The following is a 15,161-nucleotide window of genomic DNA, read 5'->3' on the forward strand; positions in this document are numbered from 1 at the left end:
ACTGCGGGTAAGGAGCTTCGTGCCGGCCAAAGCGACTCTCCCGCTTGATGCACCCGCCGGGCCACGGCCACTCAAGCCGTCTCGCTGCCCGAACGCCCACGCCGCCGTTCAAACGCTCGCCACCCCATCACACCTCGTTACAAATCGACACTGCGCCGCGGCAATTGGCGATTCACACTGCAACGCGCGTCAAAGATTCATACAAAACCGCAATGACATGGCGGTGTATGCACGCAATCCAGCGCCGCTCGCCAAGATCAGTCAGAACGAAATACAAAGCTTCCGCAAGGCTACTGAAAGTTCACCTGCCGCGTCGCGACGCGGCACGTTTCCGCCTTGGATAAAGCGGTCCGCGTGTCCTGCGTCAAACGGTATTCGTTTGGTCGCGTTCGTCGTATCCACGCTAACTTCATGTCGGTAAAAAAACATGCTGCAGACTTTCTTACCCGTCCGACACTTCAAAAAGAACACGCTTGGTCGTGACTTCGTCGTAGGCGATCTGCACGGATGTTTCGCCCAACTTCGACAGGAACTCGAGTCACGCCAGTTCGACCCGTCGCGCGACAGGCTGTTCGCCGTCGGCGATCTCGTGGACCGCGGGCATGAATCGCCCGCCGTGCTGGATGTCGTGCGTCGCTATGACATTCAGTCGGTGCGCGGCAATCATGAGGACGTGATCGTGCGCTGGCATCGTCACGGCGGCAGGGATTCATCGATCCGTTGCAATGGCGGCGACTGGCTGCTCGATATGGCGGACGACACGCACGCGGTGGACGAGATCGTCGCGTACATGGCGGCCCTTCCGTACGCAATCGAAATCGAAACCGACAATGGGCTGGTTGGAATCGTCCACGCCAATGTGCCGGTGCGATCGTGGGCACAGTTGGTCCAGGCACTCGAACAGGAAAGCCGCGACGGCCCTATTCGTCGCAAAGTGATCTGGGACCGGTCGCGATGGACCTCACGCAGGGCAACCGGACTTACCTCGATCGGGCACGCTGCCGCGCAATTGCTCCAGCGTCTCGCACCCGGATGGTGTGACCCGAGGGGGCACGTCGAAGGCGTGGCGGCGGTCATCGTCGGACACACGCCGACGCGCGAACCGAAAGTCCGCGCCAACGTCATTAACGTCGATACGGGATTGGTCTATGGGGGCAATCTGACGCTGCTCGCTCTCGACGAAGTACCGATGCTGCTCAGTCGCGCATCCCGCGAAAAGCCAGCCTCCGGAGGATCCAAACGCTATCCGGCAGAGTCCGGCGTGTGAGTGACCAAGCGGGCGCCACCCAGCACCTGCATGCTGTGCATTTCCGCTTTCCGGGCACGTCGCGTGCTTCCCCGATGTTCCAGGGCACGAGCCGGCTATTGAGCAAATAGCCAGGCAATCAAAGACAACCAGGAGCCGAAAATGAAAGCAAAAACACTGATCTGCGCGACTGTTCTCGCTACCCTTTGCGCGTCGCAAGGCGCGTTCGCGCAAGTCGCCGGCCTGCAACCTCTCGGTGGCACCGTCGAACAAACCAATGCGTTGCTGAAGGGTTGGAGCGTACGTCGCGCCCTCGTCGACGAACCGGTTTACAACGACCTCAATGACAAGATCGGCAGCATCTATGACGTCATCATTGCGCCGGATCGCAAGGCGACCTATGCGGTCGTTTCGGTCGGCGGCTTCCTCGGCATGGGCAAGCACTATGTCGCGATTCCGGTCGATCACTTCGAGATTCGCGACGGCAACCTGTTCCTTGCTGGCGCGACGAAAGATGCACTGAAATCCGTGCCGGAATTCGAGTACAACAAGCTCGAAAAGGCGACCAAGCCGCACAAGGTCAACACGGACTAATGCAGCGACTCTGGCCGGCAACTCGCGACCATTTCAATGACTGGCGGCAGTGACCAGTTGCAGCGGCGTTTCAATGACGCTCGACAATTCGTTCTGCTTTCTCTGCTCGGTCACTGCCTTCAACGCTACGTCGATTCCAAAGATGGCTTGCCGGTCGGCAAACTGATTCATGCTGGCAAGCACACGGCCGTCGGCAAGCAACGGCTTGATCGCCTCGATAGCGTTATATCCGGTGACATACACGCCGCCGCTGCGGCCAGCGTCGCGAATCGCGTCGACCGCGCCCATGGCCATATTGTCGTTACCGCACAATAGCGCACGAATTTGCGAATGATCGTTAAGCATCTTCGACGCTATGTCGCGTCCCTTTCCATATTCCCAGTCGCCGGCCTGAACCGCGACGACCTCGACGCCCGCCGCGGTCATTGCATCCCTGGCGCCGGCGGTGCGTTGCTGCGCGTTGCGATCGACGGAAATGCCTTCAATGATCCCAACCTGATCGCCCCCTTTTAATTTTTGCGCGAGATATTGGCCCACTTGCGTGGCGCCCTTGCGATTATTCGGACCGACGAACGGTACGGAAATGCGCGCGGCCGCCTGAGTTGCGTCGTCGAGCGGATTGTCGATCGTGATCATGATGATGCCCGCTTTGACCCCTCGCGCCATCACCGCGGTCAGCGCGCGCGAGTCGGTTGGCGCGACGACGATCGCGTTCATCTTCGCCTTGATCATCGCGTCGACCATCTGGATCTGCGCGGCAGTGTCGGTCTCTTTTGCGGTGCCCCGAATCGTCAGGCCGAATTGCGACGCGTAATGCTGCTGATAATTCTGCGCAGCGTCGGCCATTGCCACCGTGAACGGATCGACCAGCGATTTCAGCACGAGCGCAATCTTCAGCTTACCGGGTTGCGCTGCTTCGACGCGTGCGGCGCCCGTCACGCCGGCAGCGGCCAGCGCTCCGGCCAACAGCACGCGGCGGCGCATCGTCTGAATCATGAATTCTCTCCTCGTTGACCTGACCGGCAACAGTCTTTCAGCGGCAGCAAAACGGCAGCGATCTCGCCGAATAGCGGACGGCCGTCGATATCGTCACTCAAACAATCGTCCTTCAATGCGACGAGCTTCGCGGCGATATCCGTCTGCGCATTCAGCCCATCGCATCGTTCGATGAGCTCTTCGAGCAGACAGCCAAACGCTCTGACTTCCACGCGTTGCAGCGCACTGCCGATATCGCGATCTTCCAGCGAATAAAAGGAAGCTGCGCCGAAGTCACCCAGTAGCGCACGCTCCGCTCCGTCGAACAGGATGTTGTGCGCGTACAGATCGCCGTGCATCACGCCGCGCAGATGCAAATGTTCCGCTGCTACCGCGATGCCGTACGCGATGCCCAACGCAGAAGTCAAATCGAAGCGCATGGCGTGATCGTAAATATCGCGCGTACAGGAAGCGAGGCTAGGAGGACCAGCAAGGTTCCTGAATTGCGGATCGATCAACTCCATCAACAGACCGTGCGTTCCTGCCGGATGGTCGCTTACTTTTCCGGTTACCGGAATCAGGTTCGCATGGTCGCCGCCCTGAATGCAAGCGGCCATCTCGCAGTCCGGCAGACCGTCACTGGTCACAGCGCCCTTGAATAGCTTGACGGCGACGGGCCGCCACGCATCGGTGTGATTCGGCTGATAGTCGGCGCGATAGATCGCACCGGAAGCCCCCTCGCCCAGTGGCTGTGCGAGCTTTAGCTGAGCCCAGCGGATGTCGGCAATCGGCGTATCGATCAGCGCCGCTGTCTCCAGCGCTTCGTTGAACGGGTTGCCCGCATAAGCCAGCCACGAAAGGCGCGGCAGACGCAGCAACCAGTGCGGCAGTTCGCTGAGTTGATTCGCTGAGAGGCGCAGCAACTCGAGCCGCGTACAAGCCGCTAATTCTTCAGGCAACTCACGCAGCCGGTTGCCTGCCAGCATCAGCTTCTGCAATTGCGAACACGTGCCAATTTCCACCGGCAACGCGTCAATCTCGTTGTCCGTGAGAATCAACCAACGCAACTGCGGAGCGAGCGCTTTACCGGAAACCTTGCGAATGCGGTTCGCCTTGAAGCCCACCATAGTCAATTGCGAACACTGTCCCAGTACTTCCGGCAACTCAGTGAATGGATTGTTCGATGCAAAGAAAATGCGCAACCTGCTCAGTCGCGGCAGATCGTCGGGCAGTTTCGTCAGTGCATTATCCGACAGGTCGAGGACCTCCAGCGTGTCGGCGAGATCGAAGATCTCGCGCGGGAATTCGCTCAGCCCGCACGCCAGTTTGAGTTGGCGCGCGCCGGCAAGTTGTCCGGCCCGCAGTTGTTCTAGTGTCGTCGTCACAGTGTGGAAGAAGAAGTCTGGATGGCGGTGTGCGTCTACCGAAGGTATCAATTCTACTGAGTCGCGAGCGAAGCGTCGTACTGCATCGTCACAATGCCGATGAATAGAATCGAAAAGGACGGTACAGTGACAGGTCAGCCGTCCTTCAACGGCGAATTACATAGCAAGATCTGGAGCGACTTCAGCGAGTGCGAAGTTCACACTGTCGAGTATCGGTGCACTTCAGGTGTCGATTCATCTGGCGCCCTCGCCTCGCGGCATCTGTGCCTCCAATCAGTCAGGAGCAAGCAAAGTGAAGTACGCATACAAGTTGATGGATTCTCCGGTCGGTCAGTTGAAACTCGTTGCGAACGGCGATTGCCTCGCCGCGATCCTGTGGGAAAACGACAAGCCGAATCGGGTACGCGTGGGTGAACCGGTCGAAGCCAATGATCGGCGCGTGTTGATCGAAGCCGAGCGCCAGCTGAACGAATATTTCGCGGGTACGCGGCAGGCATTCGATCTCGTGCTCGACTTTCAGGGTACCGAGTTCCAGAAAAAAGTCTGGCAGGCACTACTCACAATTCCATTTGGTCAGACTCGCAGCTACTCGGAAATCGCGCTGCAAATCGGCAATGTCAACGCAGTGCGCGCGGTCGGCGCGGCGAATGGCCGAAATCCGATTTCCATCATCGCGCCGTGTCATCGCGTGATTGGTGCATCTGGCGAGTTGACCGGCTTCGCAGGTGGCCTGGCCAACAAGATGCTTCTGCTGTCATTGGAAGCGGGACAGACTTCACTCGAAGCTTCCGCCGACAAGCCAACGCAAACCCAGCCGCGAGCACCGAGAGACAACGCACGTGCGAAGCCCGCGCGTTCTGCGCCCACGCCGGATCACGGAATGCAAGCTTCGCTGTTCTGACACTGTGTTCTGAAACTGAATGGAACGCGACCGCAAGCACGTCAACACAAAAGCGTGCTTTGCGGGCTACCAGATGACTCGTGCCGGCCGCAAGACCTATTCAACGAAGGTTCGCGCCGACACAGCGCCGTGCAACCGCGCATCAACCCACCAACTCTTCCGCCTTCGATAAAAATAGCTTCAGCACCGGCGACGTATTCGAGCGGCTATAACCCACGACGAGATCGATGGTAGGCGTGTCGCCTTCCAGCGGCCGGCTGACCACCGACCACGGCAGCAGGTTGTTCGCATACTCAGGCATCAACGCCAGGCCCCGGGTGGACGCGACCAGCGACATGGCCATCGCCAGATTGTCGACACCGTGGGTGGACGTGACGCTCACCCCCTTCTCCCGCAGATAGCGCGCGATCACCTCGTGCAGCACCCGCGCCTTGTTCGACGCCATGATGAAGGTCTCGCCGGCAAAGTCCTCCGGACGGACCGCCGTGCGCTCAGTCAGACGATGGTCGCTCGGCATCAGCACGACGAGCTTCTCGCTGCTCACCACGCGATAGTCGAGATCGAAACCCGGTTCGGCGCGCAGAAATGCAAGGTCGAGCTTGCCGCGAGCCAGCGCATCGGCGAGATCCGGCGAATAGTGGCTCGACACCGTGACGTCGATATTCGGCAATTCGTCGCGCAGCACCTGCATCGCGCGCGGCAGCCACGTCATTTCCTGCCCCGTCAGAAACCCTAACGCGAACACCGGCTTGGCTGGCCGCGCCGCCCGGCGTGCGGCCTCGGTGGCCGCGTCGACCTGCGTCAACGCCAGCCGCGCGTGGTCGAGAAACGCCTTACCCGCCGCCGTCAGTTCGACGCCGCGCGCGCTGCGGCTGAACAGCTCCGCGCCCACCTCGTCCTCAAGATCGCGGATCTGCCGGCTCAGCGACGGCTGGGATGTATGCAGACGCTTTTCCGCCGCGACCGTCAGGCTGCCTGTTTCGGCCACGGCCACGAAATAGCGCAAATGTCGAAGCTCCATAAACTCCTTTTGACTCCCTCAACGTGGCATGCCTCGCAAGCATGCCTTCCAGCCTACAAAGTCTTTTTCCTTTGCGCAAGCTCTAGCTACATTACCCATCAGGTAGCGGCGAGACAGACACCTTAAAGCGGGAAAAATCTCAAGCATGCCGCCGCACCATACCTTCTACCTATATCGCAGAGGAACGGAAATGAACCAGCCCATCAATTCGAATGAAGTCGCGGTCGGCCGTCACAACCATCAAACTGCCCCGACCCAATACGTCGACGCTAACGGCATTCGCTTCGCTTATCGCCGCTTCGGCAAAGCGGGCGGCGTACCGCTGGTGTTCAACATCCACTTCACCGGCACGATGGACCACTGGGATCCCGCTGTGACCGATGGCTTTGCGCAGCATCGCGAAGTGATCCTGTTCAACAACGCGGGCATTTCGAGCACGTCCGGCGACGTGCCGGAATCGATCGAAGACATGGCGGCCAACGCCGCCGCGTTTATCAACGCACTCGGCCTGACGAAAGTCGATGTGCTCGGCTTTTCGATGGGCGGACTCATTGCGCAGACGCTGGCGCTCGCCGAGCCGGAGTTGGTGCGTCGGCTGATTCTGGTCGGCACCGGCCCGCGCAGCGGTGAAGCGATGTCTTCGCTCACCCCCGAAGCGCAGGAAATCTTCAGCGCCACGTATGCGCAACCGGACGATCTGTGGCTGCGCGTGCACTTTTCGCCGTCGGAGGCAAGCCAGGCAGCCGGCCGCAAATTCCTGCAACGCTTCCGTCTGCGTAGCGAAGGACGCGATCCCGAAGCGAACGAAAAAGTCGCACCGGCTCAACTCGCGGCGCTGGCCAAGTGGGGCGCGCCGCGTGAAAACCCCTTCGACTATCTGCACGCACTCAAGCAGCCGACCCTCGTGGTCAACGGCGATAACGACGTGATCATCTACTCGATCAATTCGTGGATCCTTCAGCAGAACATCCCGAATGCGCAGTTGATCATTTATCCCGATGCGAATCACGGCTCGCTTTATCAATACCCGCAGCGCTTTGTTACGCACGTCGAGCAGTTTTTGTCCGACAACGAATGAACGGCGTGAGCGCGCCAACTGCAAACCGATCAGCAATTCGTATCCCAGCAGCTTTCCAGTCAACTCACCGGAGTCTCGTCATGAACAACCTCACGGGTAAAACCGCGCTCGTTACGGGCGCTTCACGCGGCATCGGCCGCGCTACAGCACTCGCCCTCGCCCACGCGGGAGCGCAAGTCCTCGTTCACTACAGCAGCGCGGAGAAAGAAGCCGATGCCGTCGTCGCGGAAATCCGTGCGGCGGGTGGCAACGCGCAAAAGGTCGCCGCCGACCTGCGTAATGCGGACGGCCCCCATGCGCTGGCGAAACAGGTTCGCGCTGTGGTCGGACAGCGGCTCGACATTCTGGTCGCGAACGCCGGCATTTCCAAAGCGGCTCCGATCGAGGAAACGACCGTCGCCGATTTCGACGACCTGTTTGCGGTGAACGTGCGCGCGCCCTACTTCCTCGTGCAGCAGCTGTTGCCGGTGATGTGCAAGGGCAGCAGCGTCGTCCTGCTTTCGTCGCTCGCGGCCCGCGCTGCGGTCGGCACGCTGCCGGCATACGCGGCCACCAAGGGTGCCGTGGATACGCTCGTCAAGCACTTTGCAGCAGCGCTCGGGGAACGCGGCATTCGCGTGAATGCAGTCGCGCCGGGTGTCGTCGAAACGGATATGTCGAACTTCACGAAGACCGAAGCGGGACGCGCGGTTACGTTAGGCATGCAGGCGTTGAAGCGTGTCGCGCAGCCCGACGACATCGCCGGTGCCGTGGCCTTTCTCGCCTCGGACGCCGCGCGCTGGATTACCGGCGAAACGCTGCATGTGGATGGCGGCTCCAAACTCTGAGCCTGTCGCGTCACGCGATGCGTTGATCAACGTGTAGAAGCGTTCCGGTGTGCCGCACCTGTTTGCGGGCACACCGGCAGCATGAAAGAACCGTTCAACCGTCGAGCTTGCCGCTCACTTCCACAACGTGCGGCCGAAGAACGTCAGCACGCGGTCCCAGGCTTGTTGCGCCCAAACCGGATCGTATTGCGTCTTCGCGATGCGGCCCGGGCCGACTGCCGTTTCATTGGCGAACGCGTGATGCGCGAGGTAGCGATGAAACTCGACATCGACATTGGCCTCGCTCAGCTTTTTCTCCAGCGCGTCGACCGTTTCTGCGGGGAAGAACTCGTCCTGCAAAGCCCATTGACCGAGCACCGGCACCTTGATTTTCGATGCGTCGATATAGTCCAGTGGGGGAAAGCCGTACCACACCGCCCCCGCCGACACCTCGGGGATGTTGCACAGCGCGAGCAAGGTCAGCGCGCCGCCCATGCAATAGCCGGTCACGGCCACTTTATCCGCTTGCTGCTTCAGATACTGGACCGCTCCGCGCACGTCCTGAGTGGCAGCGTCGCCGAAATCGAGGGCGCTCATCAGGTGGCTGGCTTCCGCCTCTTCCACCGTCGATTTGCCGCGAAAGAGGTCAGGCACCAGCGCCAGATAGCCCGCCGCCGCGAGCCGGTCCGCCACGCCGCGAATCTGGTCGTTCAAGCCCCACCATTCCTGAATCACGACGATAGCGGGCGCGCCTTCCAGCTTCTCCGGCTTGGCCAGGTAGCCCTGAAGCGGCTGACCGTCGGGGCGGTTGAAAGTGACCATCGATCCTGCTGAGTGTTTCATCGGTTGCTCCGTGAGGGGTGGACGAAACCGCTAGCATAGCTTCAGTGCGGCAGGTTTTGCTGATGCTCGCGCGACTGTCTTTCCGCCGGATCGCTACGATGATTTGCTTCGACTTCATGGCGATCCAGGATTGGCGCCTTTTGCGAAGCGGGGGAATAGACAACAACTAGCGGCGGGGCTCGAAAAAAATCGCTTTGGCGGTTTTTTATACACTTATATCTTCGACCTTTGCACACAGTGGAATCTGCAAATACCCAAAATGTGGGTTTTCCGCGATGGATATCTTGGCACTTGGTAAGCGTAATTTGATTCGATGTGCAATCAGTATCAGTGTACTGAATATAACCAAATCATAATCAGAGAAAGCCCACTCGCACCTCAGACTTTTTTACCTCATTAATCAGATTCGTCCTGAGAGACAAAAATTTTCAGTTGCTTATATAATCACGATGCGTTTTGGTTTAAGATTCCGTCCAGCAGAGCGCACTGCGCTACCGGACCGGTGCAGCGCGTCGTTTCAAAAGCGCAATCAATCGAATTGAAACCATTGCAATTCTGATATCAGCTGATATGTCCCAGCCCATTGCAGCGGGCAAAGGTTAAATCACTGTCACATTGCTGATTACCGTCTCTCAGGTTCTGGCATGCAACCCTCGGACGCCAGAATCTTTTGGCCGACACTCTGTGTCGGCCATTTTTTTATTATTGTTTTACAAAAAAATACGAGCGAGAAATTTGAGCGGGACAACGTCAGTGGGAGTTGCATCTCGATTAGATAGAAATTCTGTTATCTTTCAAAGATTACTGACAATTCTGCCATCTTCCAAAGACTTCAGAAAACGGTTCAAAAAGCACTCGGTCGATTTATCAGCCTTTGCATATGCTTGGCGGCCCGATCAGAGCGTGTACGACAATCGGTTCAGCGTAGGAGGGTCCAGTACCATTGCGCTTCCACGAAAGTATCAATCAAAACCGCTGAATCACCCCGAGCTGCACGCCCGCGACCGGCGCGCCAGGATAAGCAACCGGCAACCCGGTCACATTGACACCGCGCAAGGTAAAGCGCGCGTCATCGTGATTCGACAGATAAGCCGCGCTGAAATAGACCAGCAAGGTCCGCGAAAACTCATATTCGAACGCGGCGCTGAACTGGTCGGCGCTCGCGCCATCGGTTGAATAATCGCGCACGTGCGCGTAACCGAGCGACACCCGCGCGTGCGGAGAAAAGCTGTATTGCGCGGACAGTGACCCGCCCGCGCCGTGATAGAACGGCGTGCCGCCATCGCCATTGAAAAACGCGAGCCACACGCCAACCTTGTCGAACGCATAGCTCGCGCCGCCGAGATTGGCCCGGAGTGCGCCCGCCCCATGCGTTTGCTGGCGCGCGTATAGCAGCTTCAGCCGATCAAACCGATACGCGGCGGTCACATAGTAGCCGTCGATCCCGTTGCCATCGTCCTCCGATGGATCGCGCGTCGCCATCATCAGCGTCGCGTTGAAGCCGCCGATAACCGGCGACAGATACGTCAGCGCGTTATTCGCATAGGGCGTGATCTTCGACAGATTGTTGAGGCCGGACGCAATCGTGCCCGCGCCGAACGCGTCGAGATCGCCTTTGAACGGGATATAGATCGGCGAATATTGCCGACCGAAACGCACTTCGCCCCAAGGGCCGCGCGCGCCAATCCAGGCCTGGCGATTAAACAGCACACCGGGGCTTTGAAACGTGCCGTCGGCTGAGCCGAAGCCGTTTTCCAGCGTGAACACAATGGCCGTGTCGCCGCCGATCGGTTCCTCACCGCGCAAGCCGAAGCGCGAGCCGCGGTACGCGCCCGAGTCCATGCGCGCCGCCCATCCGGAGCCAGGATCGGTGACTTCGATGCTGGTGTCGAGTACGCCATAGAGAGAGACGAAGCCGCCACTATCCGGTGCCGCGAAGCCGCACGCGCAAAAGACCAGTGCCGCGCTACCGACGCCCACGCGCAAACTCACGCGACGTAACCGGCGCAGCTTCAGCATCGCGTTTGGCCTGCGCGGTGTGGTGGTGAGGAAGTAGGTCGGGGCGCGAGACAGACGAGGTCCTCCGTGGGGGAGCGAATACGTTAGCGAGGCGAGTTGTACAAATAGCCCGATCGTTGAGTAACGAGGGTATCGGCCAGTGTTGTTCGCCTGAGCTCTACCACTCACAGTACGCGGTATGCGTTTGCAGCATCAGCATGCGGGCAGATCGCCTATTGTGTCGACCAGCCAAGCACGCGCGATGTGCGTTCGCGCACGTCACGCTGACCCGCGCTCCCATCCCTGCCAATCCACCAGCAAACTCATGAACGCGCGAACCTTGGCACTCAGCAATCGGCGCGAGTTGTAGAGCGCCCAGATTTCAACCGGCGGCCCTTCTTGTGTGCCCCAGCAAAACAGCCGTCCCGCCGACACATCCTGCTCGACCAGCAGACGCGGTAGCAGTGCCGCCCCCACGCCTTCGAGTACGGCCTCGCGCACCATCAGCAGCGACGAGAGCCGCAGCACCGGCATCGGCGCAAGCAACCGCACCGCGCCATCGGCGGCCCGCATCGTCCAGGTCGAACCGCTTGCCGCCGCCGACAACACGACGGCGGGTATCGGCAACGCGGTTGCATCGGCGGCGGCCCGCGACGGCCGCGCCACGGCCGGCGCGGCGACCACGAGCAATTCGTCGCCGAAAATGCGCCGCCCGACCAGCAACTCGTCGCGTGGCGGATTGATGCGAATGACGAGGTCATAGCCATCTTCCACCGGATCGACCATGCGATCTTCCGCTACGACTTCCAGTTCGACTTGCGGATAGACCAGTGCAAAACGCGTCGCGATCCGGCACAGCACCACATGCGCGAAGACGACCGGCGCGCTGATGCGCAAACGCCCGCGCGGCACCGGCGCCCGCGACGCTACATCTTCGCCCGCCTCATGAATCTCCGTCATCAGGCCGCGCGTGCGTTCATGCAAGACCTGGCCTTCTTCGGTCAGACGCAGCGTGCGCGAGCCGCGCTCGATCAACCGCACGCCAAGCTGCTCTTCCAGTTCCGCCACACGCCGCGACAGCGTAGCCTTGGGACGATCGAGGGCGCGGCTGGCCGGTCCGAAGCCGCCATGCAACGCAACCGCGTTGAAATCGGAGAGCGAGGTCAAATCCATGATCGTTCCATAATTGAGACGAGGCGTATGAATTTTGGCACTTCCGGATGGAGTTGGAACGTCTATTGTTGCCTTTGACGGGCTGATTCCAGTCCATCCCATTCATGGAGAAAGTCATGGCAATCCTCGTAACCGGCAGCACGGGCGTGATCGGCACGCAGGTTCTCAACCATCTGGACGGCAGCGGCGTCGAAGTCCGCGCGCTGACGCGTTCGCCGGAAAAAGCGCAATTTCCCGCTGGCGTCACCAAGGTGCAGGGCGACCTGGCGGACGTAGACGGACTGCGTCGCGCGATGAACGGCGTCAGCACCTTGTTCCTGCTCGCCCCCAATGCCGCCGACGAACTCACGCAAGCACTGCAAACCCTGAGCGTGGCTCGCGAAGCGGGCGTGAAAGGCGTCGTGTACTTTTCGGTATTCAAGGGCGCGGAGTACGTGGACGTACCGCACTTCACCGGCAAGTACACGGTCGAGCGGATGATCGAGCATTGCGATCTTCCGGCGACGGTATTGCGTCCCGCGTATTTCGTCCAGAATGATGTCCGGCAGAAAGACCCACTGCTCACACACGGCGTGTACGGCATGCCGATCGGCGCAAAGGGCATTTCGATGGTCGACGTACGCGATATCGGCGACGCCGCCGCGCGCGAACTGCTGCGCCGTGAACGTGCTGCTGGCCCGCTGCCGCGCGAAACGTACGAACTCGTTGGACCCGACGCAATCGAGGCACAAACTGTCGCGTCGATCTGGGCCGAAGCACTGGGACGAACGGTGCGTTACGGCGGCGATGATCTCGACATGCTCGAACAGCGTCTGAAGGCAGCAGCACCGGCATGGCTCGCTTACGACATGCGTTTGATGATGAGCCGTTATCAGCAGGACGGCGCCGTGGCATCGAAGGCGGAGATCGAGCGCTTCGCGACTTTGTTGGGTCGACCGCCGCGCTCCTACCGGGACTTCGCGCGCGAGATGGCCGCAGTGTGGACGAAGGGCTAATTGCCAACCTTCTCCCTAGGCACCGCTTGCCCACCTGCCCAACGCCCATCGTCAAACAGGCCGATAATCGCAAGACCGAAGGAAGGAGACACCACGGTCATGCGCAATCTGGACGAACACACCATCACCGAGGCCGTGCTGGCCCGCCACGCAGGGGCCGGCAATGAACGGCTCAAAACCATCGTCACGAGCCTCGTGCAGCATCTGCATGCGTTTGCACGAGAGGTCAATCTGACTGAGCGCGAATGGGAACAGGGTATCGGTTTTCTGACCGACGTCGGTCACATTACCGACGACAGGCGTCAGGAATTCATTCTGCTGTCAGACACGCTCGGTTTGTCGATGCTCGTCACCGCGATGGCGAATCGCAAACCTCAAGGTTGCACGGAAGCGACCGTCTTCGGGCCGTTCTTCGTCGAAGGTGCGCCCGCGTATCGCAACGGCGATGACGTCTCGAACGGCGCGCGCGGCGAACCGTGCTTCGTCTCCGGTTCGGTCAAAGGGCCTGCAGGCGAAGCAATCGCTAACGCGCGCATCGAAGTATGGCAAGCCGACGCGGACGGCTTCTACGACGTGCAACACACTGGCGACGACACCCATCGCGCGCGCGGCATGCTGCACAGTCGTGACGACGGGCGCTTTCATTTCCGTTCGATCGTCGCCGAGCCTTACCCGATTCCACACGACGGCCCCGTCGGACGCATGCTCGAAGCACTGGGCCGTCATCCGTGGCGGCCTGCGCATCTGCATTTCATGATTACCGCACCGGGCTACGAACGCCTCGTCACGCATGTATTCCGCGAAGGCGACCAGTACCTGGATTCCGATGCCGTCTTCGGTGTGCGCTCGTCGCTCGTCGCGCAGTGGCAACGTCACGAAGCGGGCAGCGCGCCGGACGGCACCCGGATGACTACGCCGTTCAGCACGCTCGACTTCGACTTCGTACTGAACCGGTCAGCGTGACGCGGGTCATTCCCTCAACGTTGGAGACACTCTCTTTCGCGGTTCAACCCAGGTCGCAGAACCTCACCGTGTCCACAAACCGTTATTCGACGACTTCTCACTCATGGAAAAACGAGCACTAATCATTGGCGCGAGCGGCATTGTCGGCGGCAATCTCGCAGACCAGCTAATTGCAAATGGCTGGCACGTGTCCGGCCTTTCGCGTGGCCGCACACCCGTGTCACCGGCAATCGAAGCGATTACCGCCGACCTGAATTCAGCCGACTCCGTTAGCGCGGCGCTTAGCGGCAAGTCCTTCAGCCACGTGTTCTTTACCGCGTGGTCGCGACAAGCGACGGAGAAAGAAAACATTCGCGTGAATGGCGCGATGGTCAAGCACGTGATGGACGCTGTAGGTCCATCCGGCACACTCGTGCACGCGGCGCTAGTCACCGGTCTGAAGCATTATCTCGGACCGTTCGAAGCGTATGCGACCGGCGCCGTGCCGATCACGCCGTTTCGCGAGGAACAGGGCCGCCAGCCGGTCGACAACTTCTACTACGAGCAGGAAGACCGGTTGTTCGAAGCCGCCAAGCGTGATGGTTTTAGCTGGAGCGTGCATCGTCCGCATACGATCATCGGCTACGCGCTCGGCAATGCGATGAACATGGGCGTGACGCTCGCGGTCTATGCGTCGTTGTGCAAAGAGACCGGTCAGCCGTTTATCTTCCCGGGGTCGGCGGCGCAATGGAACAGCCTCACCGACATGACCGACGCCAGATTGCTCGCGCGGCATCTCGAGTGGGCGGCCACGTCGCCGAATGCGCGCAACGAAGACTTCAACGTGGTCAATGGCGACGTGTTCCGCTGGCAATGGCTGTGGCCGCAAATCGCTGCTTACTTCGGCATTGAAGGACAACCATTCGATGGCGAGACGCGTCCGCTGGAAGGGCGAATGCAGGACGCTGAAAAAACGTGGGCTGACATCGCGGCGCGCCTCAATCTCAAGGAAGCAGATCTTGGCAAGCTTGCATCGTGGTGGCACACCGACGCGGACCTCGGCCGTCCGATGGAAGTCCTCACCGATATGACGAAAAGCCGCAAAGCAGGCTTCCTCGATTATCAGAGCACACCCGATGCGTTCTTCGCGTTGTTCGACCGCTTAAAGGCAGAGCGGATCATTCCGCAATGAACTTGAGGCAGC

Annotated in this window: 14 protein-coding genes; 8 read left to right on the plus strand and 6 right to left on the minus strand. The window is 60.1% G+C overall.

Features of this window, described 5'->3' with window-relative positions; genetic code table 11:
* Positions 1-427: 427 nt before the first annotated feature.
* Positions 428-1,267 carry a metallophosphoesterase gene (locus tag LMG28727_RS11090; protein WP_201642338.1) on the plus strand — a complete coding sequence of 280 codons (840 nt, stop codon included), beginning with the start codon at positions 428-430 and terminating at the stop codon, positions 1,265-1,267.
* Between the two features lie 141 nt (positions 1,268-1,408).
* Positions 1,409-1,840, plus strand: a complete 432-nt coding sequence (locus tag LMG28727_RS11095) for a PRC-barrel domain-containing protein (RefSeq protein ID WP_201642339.1) — start codon at positions 1,409-1,411, stop codon at positions 1,838-1,840.
* A gap of 33 nt (positions 1,841-1,873) precedes the next feature.
* On the opposite strand, the gene LMG28727_RS11100 is transcribed toward LMG28727_RS11095, so the two are convergent.
* Positions 1,874-2,836, minus strand: a complete 963-nt coding sequence (locus tag LMG28727_RS11100) for a substrate-binding domain-containing protein (RefSeq protein ID WP_201642340.1) — start codon at positions 2,834-2,836, stop codon at positions 1,874-1,876.
* Complete coding sequence (locus LMG28727_RS11105) at positions 2,833-4,200, minus strand: leucine-rich repeat-containing protein kinase family protein (RefSeq protein ID WP_201642341.1); 1,368 nt, start codon at positions 4,198-4,200, stop codon at positions 2,833-2,835. Before LMG28727_RS11105 ends, LMG28727_RS11100 begins: the two co-directional genes overlap by 4 nt.
* Positions 4,201-4,492: 292 nt before the next feature.
* Here LMG28727_RS11105 and LMG28727_RS11110 point away from each other — a divergent pair, with 292 nt between their 5' ends.
* Entirely contained in the window at positions 4,493-5,101 is a 609-nt protein-coding gene (locus LMG28727_RS11110; RefSeq protein WP_236591709.1) for a methylated-DNA--[protein]-cysteine S-methyltransferase, read from the plus strand.
* Positions 5,102-5,243: 142 nt separating this feature from the next.
* Here the strand turns inward: LMG28727_RS11110 and LMG28727_RS11115 are convergent, their stop codons facing one another.
* Complete coding sequence (locus LMG28727_RS11115; protein WP_201642342.1) at positions 5,244-6,122, minus strand: LysR substrate-binding domain-containing protein; 879 nt, start codon at positions 6,120-6,122, stop codon at positions 5,244-5,246.
* A gap of 190 nt (positions 6,123-6,312) precedes the next feature.
* On the opposite strand from LMG28727_RS11115, the gene LMG28727_RS11120 reads away from it, so the two are divergent.
* Together LMG28727_RS11120 and LMG28727_RS11125 are read left to right on the plus strand one after the other, a co-directional pair.
* A complete protein-coding gene (locus LMG28727_RS11120) occupies positions 6,313-7,200 on the plus strand; it encodes an alpha/beta fold hydrolase (RefSeq protein WP_201642343.1) in 888 nt (295 codons plus the stop codon).
* 80 nt (positions 7,201-7,280) lie between these two features.
* Positions 7,281-8,027 (plus strand): SDR family NAD(P)-dependent oxidoreductase, encoded by a 747-nt coding sequence (locus LMG28727_RS11125; RefSeq protein WP_201642344.1) that lies wholly within the window; start codon positions 7,281-7,283, stop codon positions 8,025-8,027.
* 114 nt (positions 8,028-8,141) lie between these two features.
* On the opposite strand, the gene LMG28727_RS11130 is transcribed toward LMG28727_RS11125, so the two are convergent.
* From LMG28727_RS11130 to LMG28727_RS11140, 3 genes are all read right to left on the minus strand, one after another.
* Positions 8,142-8,849, minus strand: coding sequence for a dienelactone hydrolase family protein (locus LMG28727_RS11130; protein WP_201642345.1), 708 nt, complete (start codon positions 8,847-8,849; stop codon positions 8,142-8,144).
* A 966-nt stretch (positions 8,850-9,815) separates the two neighbouring features.
* Positions 9,816-10,868 (minus strand): porin, encoded by a 1,053-nt coding sequence (locus LMG28727_RS11135; RefSeq protein ID WP_201642346.1) that lies wholly within the window; start codon positions 10,866-10,868, stop codon positions 9,816-9,818.
* A gap of 258 nt (positions 10,869-11,126) precedes the next feature.
* On the minus strand, positions 11,127-12,020 hold the full coding sequence (locus LMG28727_RS11140) for a LysR family transcriptional regulator (protein ID WP_201642347.1): 894 nt from the start codon (positions 12,018-12,020) through the stop codon (positions 11,127-11,129).
* A gap of 116 nt (positions 12,021-12,136) precedes the next feature.
* Here LMG28727_RS11140 and LMG28727_RS11145 point away from each other — a divergent pair, with 116 nt between their 5' ends.
* The 3 genes from LMG28727_RS11145 (at position 12,137) to LMG28727_RS11155 (ending at position 15,149) form a co-directional block, all read left to right on the plus strand.
* Positions 12,137-13,015 (plus strand): NmrA family NAD(P)-binding protein, encoded by an 879-nt coding sequence (locus LMG28727_RS11145; protein WP_201642348.1) that lies wholly within the window; start codon positions 12,137-12,139, stop codon positions 13,013-13,015.
* A gap of 99 nt (positions 13,016-13,114) precedes the next feature.
* Positions 13,115-13,978, plus strand: a complete 864-nt coding sequence (locus LMG28727_RS11150) for an intradiol ring-cleavage dioxygenase (protein ID WP_201642349.1) — start codon at positions 13,115-13,117, stop codon at positions 13,976-13,978.
* A 103-nt stretch (positions 13,979-14,081) separates the two neighbouring features.
* On the plus strand, positions 14,082-15,149 hold the full coding sequence (locus LMG28727_RS11155) for an SDR family oxidoreductase (protein WP_201642350.1): 1,068 nt from the start codon (positions 14,082-14,084) through the stop codon (positions 15,147-15,149).
* Positions 15,150-15,161: the final 12 nt, after the last annotated feature.

The sequence above is a fragment of the Paraburkholderia metrosideri genome (genome assembly GCF_904848625.1).
GTDB classification, from domain to species: domain Bacteria; phylum Pseudomonadota; class Gammaproteobacteria; order Burkholderiales; family Burkholderiaceae; genus Paraburkholderia; species Paraburkholderia metrosideri.

What these genes read in the sequence shown, in the direction of transcription:
- LMG28727_RS11135 (WP_201642346.1), bottom strand. Translation starts at nt 10,868, where the DNA reads ATGCTGAAGCTGCGCCGGTTACGTCGCGTGAGTTTGCGCGTGGGCGTC.
- LMG28727_RS11125 (WP_201642344.1), top strand. Translation starts at nt 7,281, where the DNA reads ATGAACAACCTCACGGGTAAAACCGCGCTCGTTACGGGCGCTTCACGC.
- LMG28727_RS11100 (WP_201642340.1), bottom strand. Translation starts at nt 2,836, where the DNA reads ATGATTCAGACGATGCGCCGCCGCGTGCTGTTGGCCGGAGCGCTGGCC.
- LMG28727_RS11145 (WP_201642348.1), top strand. Translation starts at nt 12,137, where the DNA reads ATGGCAATCCTCGTAACCGGCAGCACGGGCGTGATCGGCACGCAGGTT.
- LMG28727_RS11155 (WP_201642350.1), top strand. Translation starts at nt 14,082, where the DNA reads ATGGAAAAACGAGCACTAATCATTGGCGCGAGCGGCATTGTCGGCGGC.
- LMG28727_RS11140 (WP_201642347.1), bottom strand. Translation starts at nt 12,020, where the DNA reads ATGGATTTGACCTCGCTCTCCGATTTCAACGCGGTTGCGTTGCATGGC.
- LMG28727_RS11130 (WP_201642345.1), bottom strand. Translation starts at nt 8,849, where the DNA reads ATGAAACACTCAGCAGGATCGATGGTCACTTTCAACCGCCCCGACGGT.
- LMG28727_RS11090 (WP_201642338.1), top strand. Translation starts at nt 428, where the DNA reads ATGCTGCAGACTTTCTTACCCGTCCGACACTTCAAAAAGAACACGCTT.
- LMG28727_RS11115 (WP_201642342.1), bottom strand. Translation starts at nt 6,122, where the DNA reads ATGGAGCTTCGACATTTGCGCTATTTCGTGGCCGTGGCCGAAACAGGC.
- LMG28727_RS11095 (WP_201642339.1), top strand. Translation starts at nt 1,409, where the DNA reads ATGAAAGCAAAAACACTGATCTGCGCGACTGTTCTCGCTACCCTTTGC.
- LMG28727_RS11120 (WP_201642343.1), top strand. Translation starts at nt 6,313, where the DNA reads ATGAACCAGCCCATCAATTCGAATGAAGTCGCGGTCGGCCGTCACAAC.
- LMG28727_RS11150 (WP_201642349.1), top strand. Translation starts at nt 13,115, where the DNA reads ATGCGCAATCTGGACGAACACACCATCACCGAGGCCGTGCTGGCCCGC.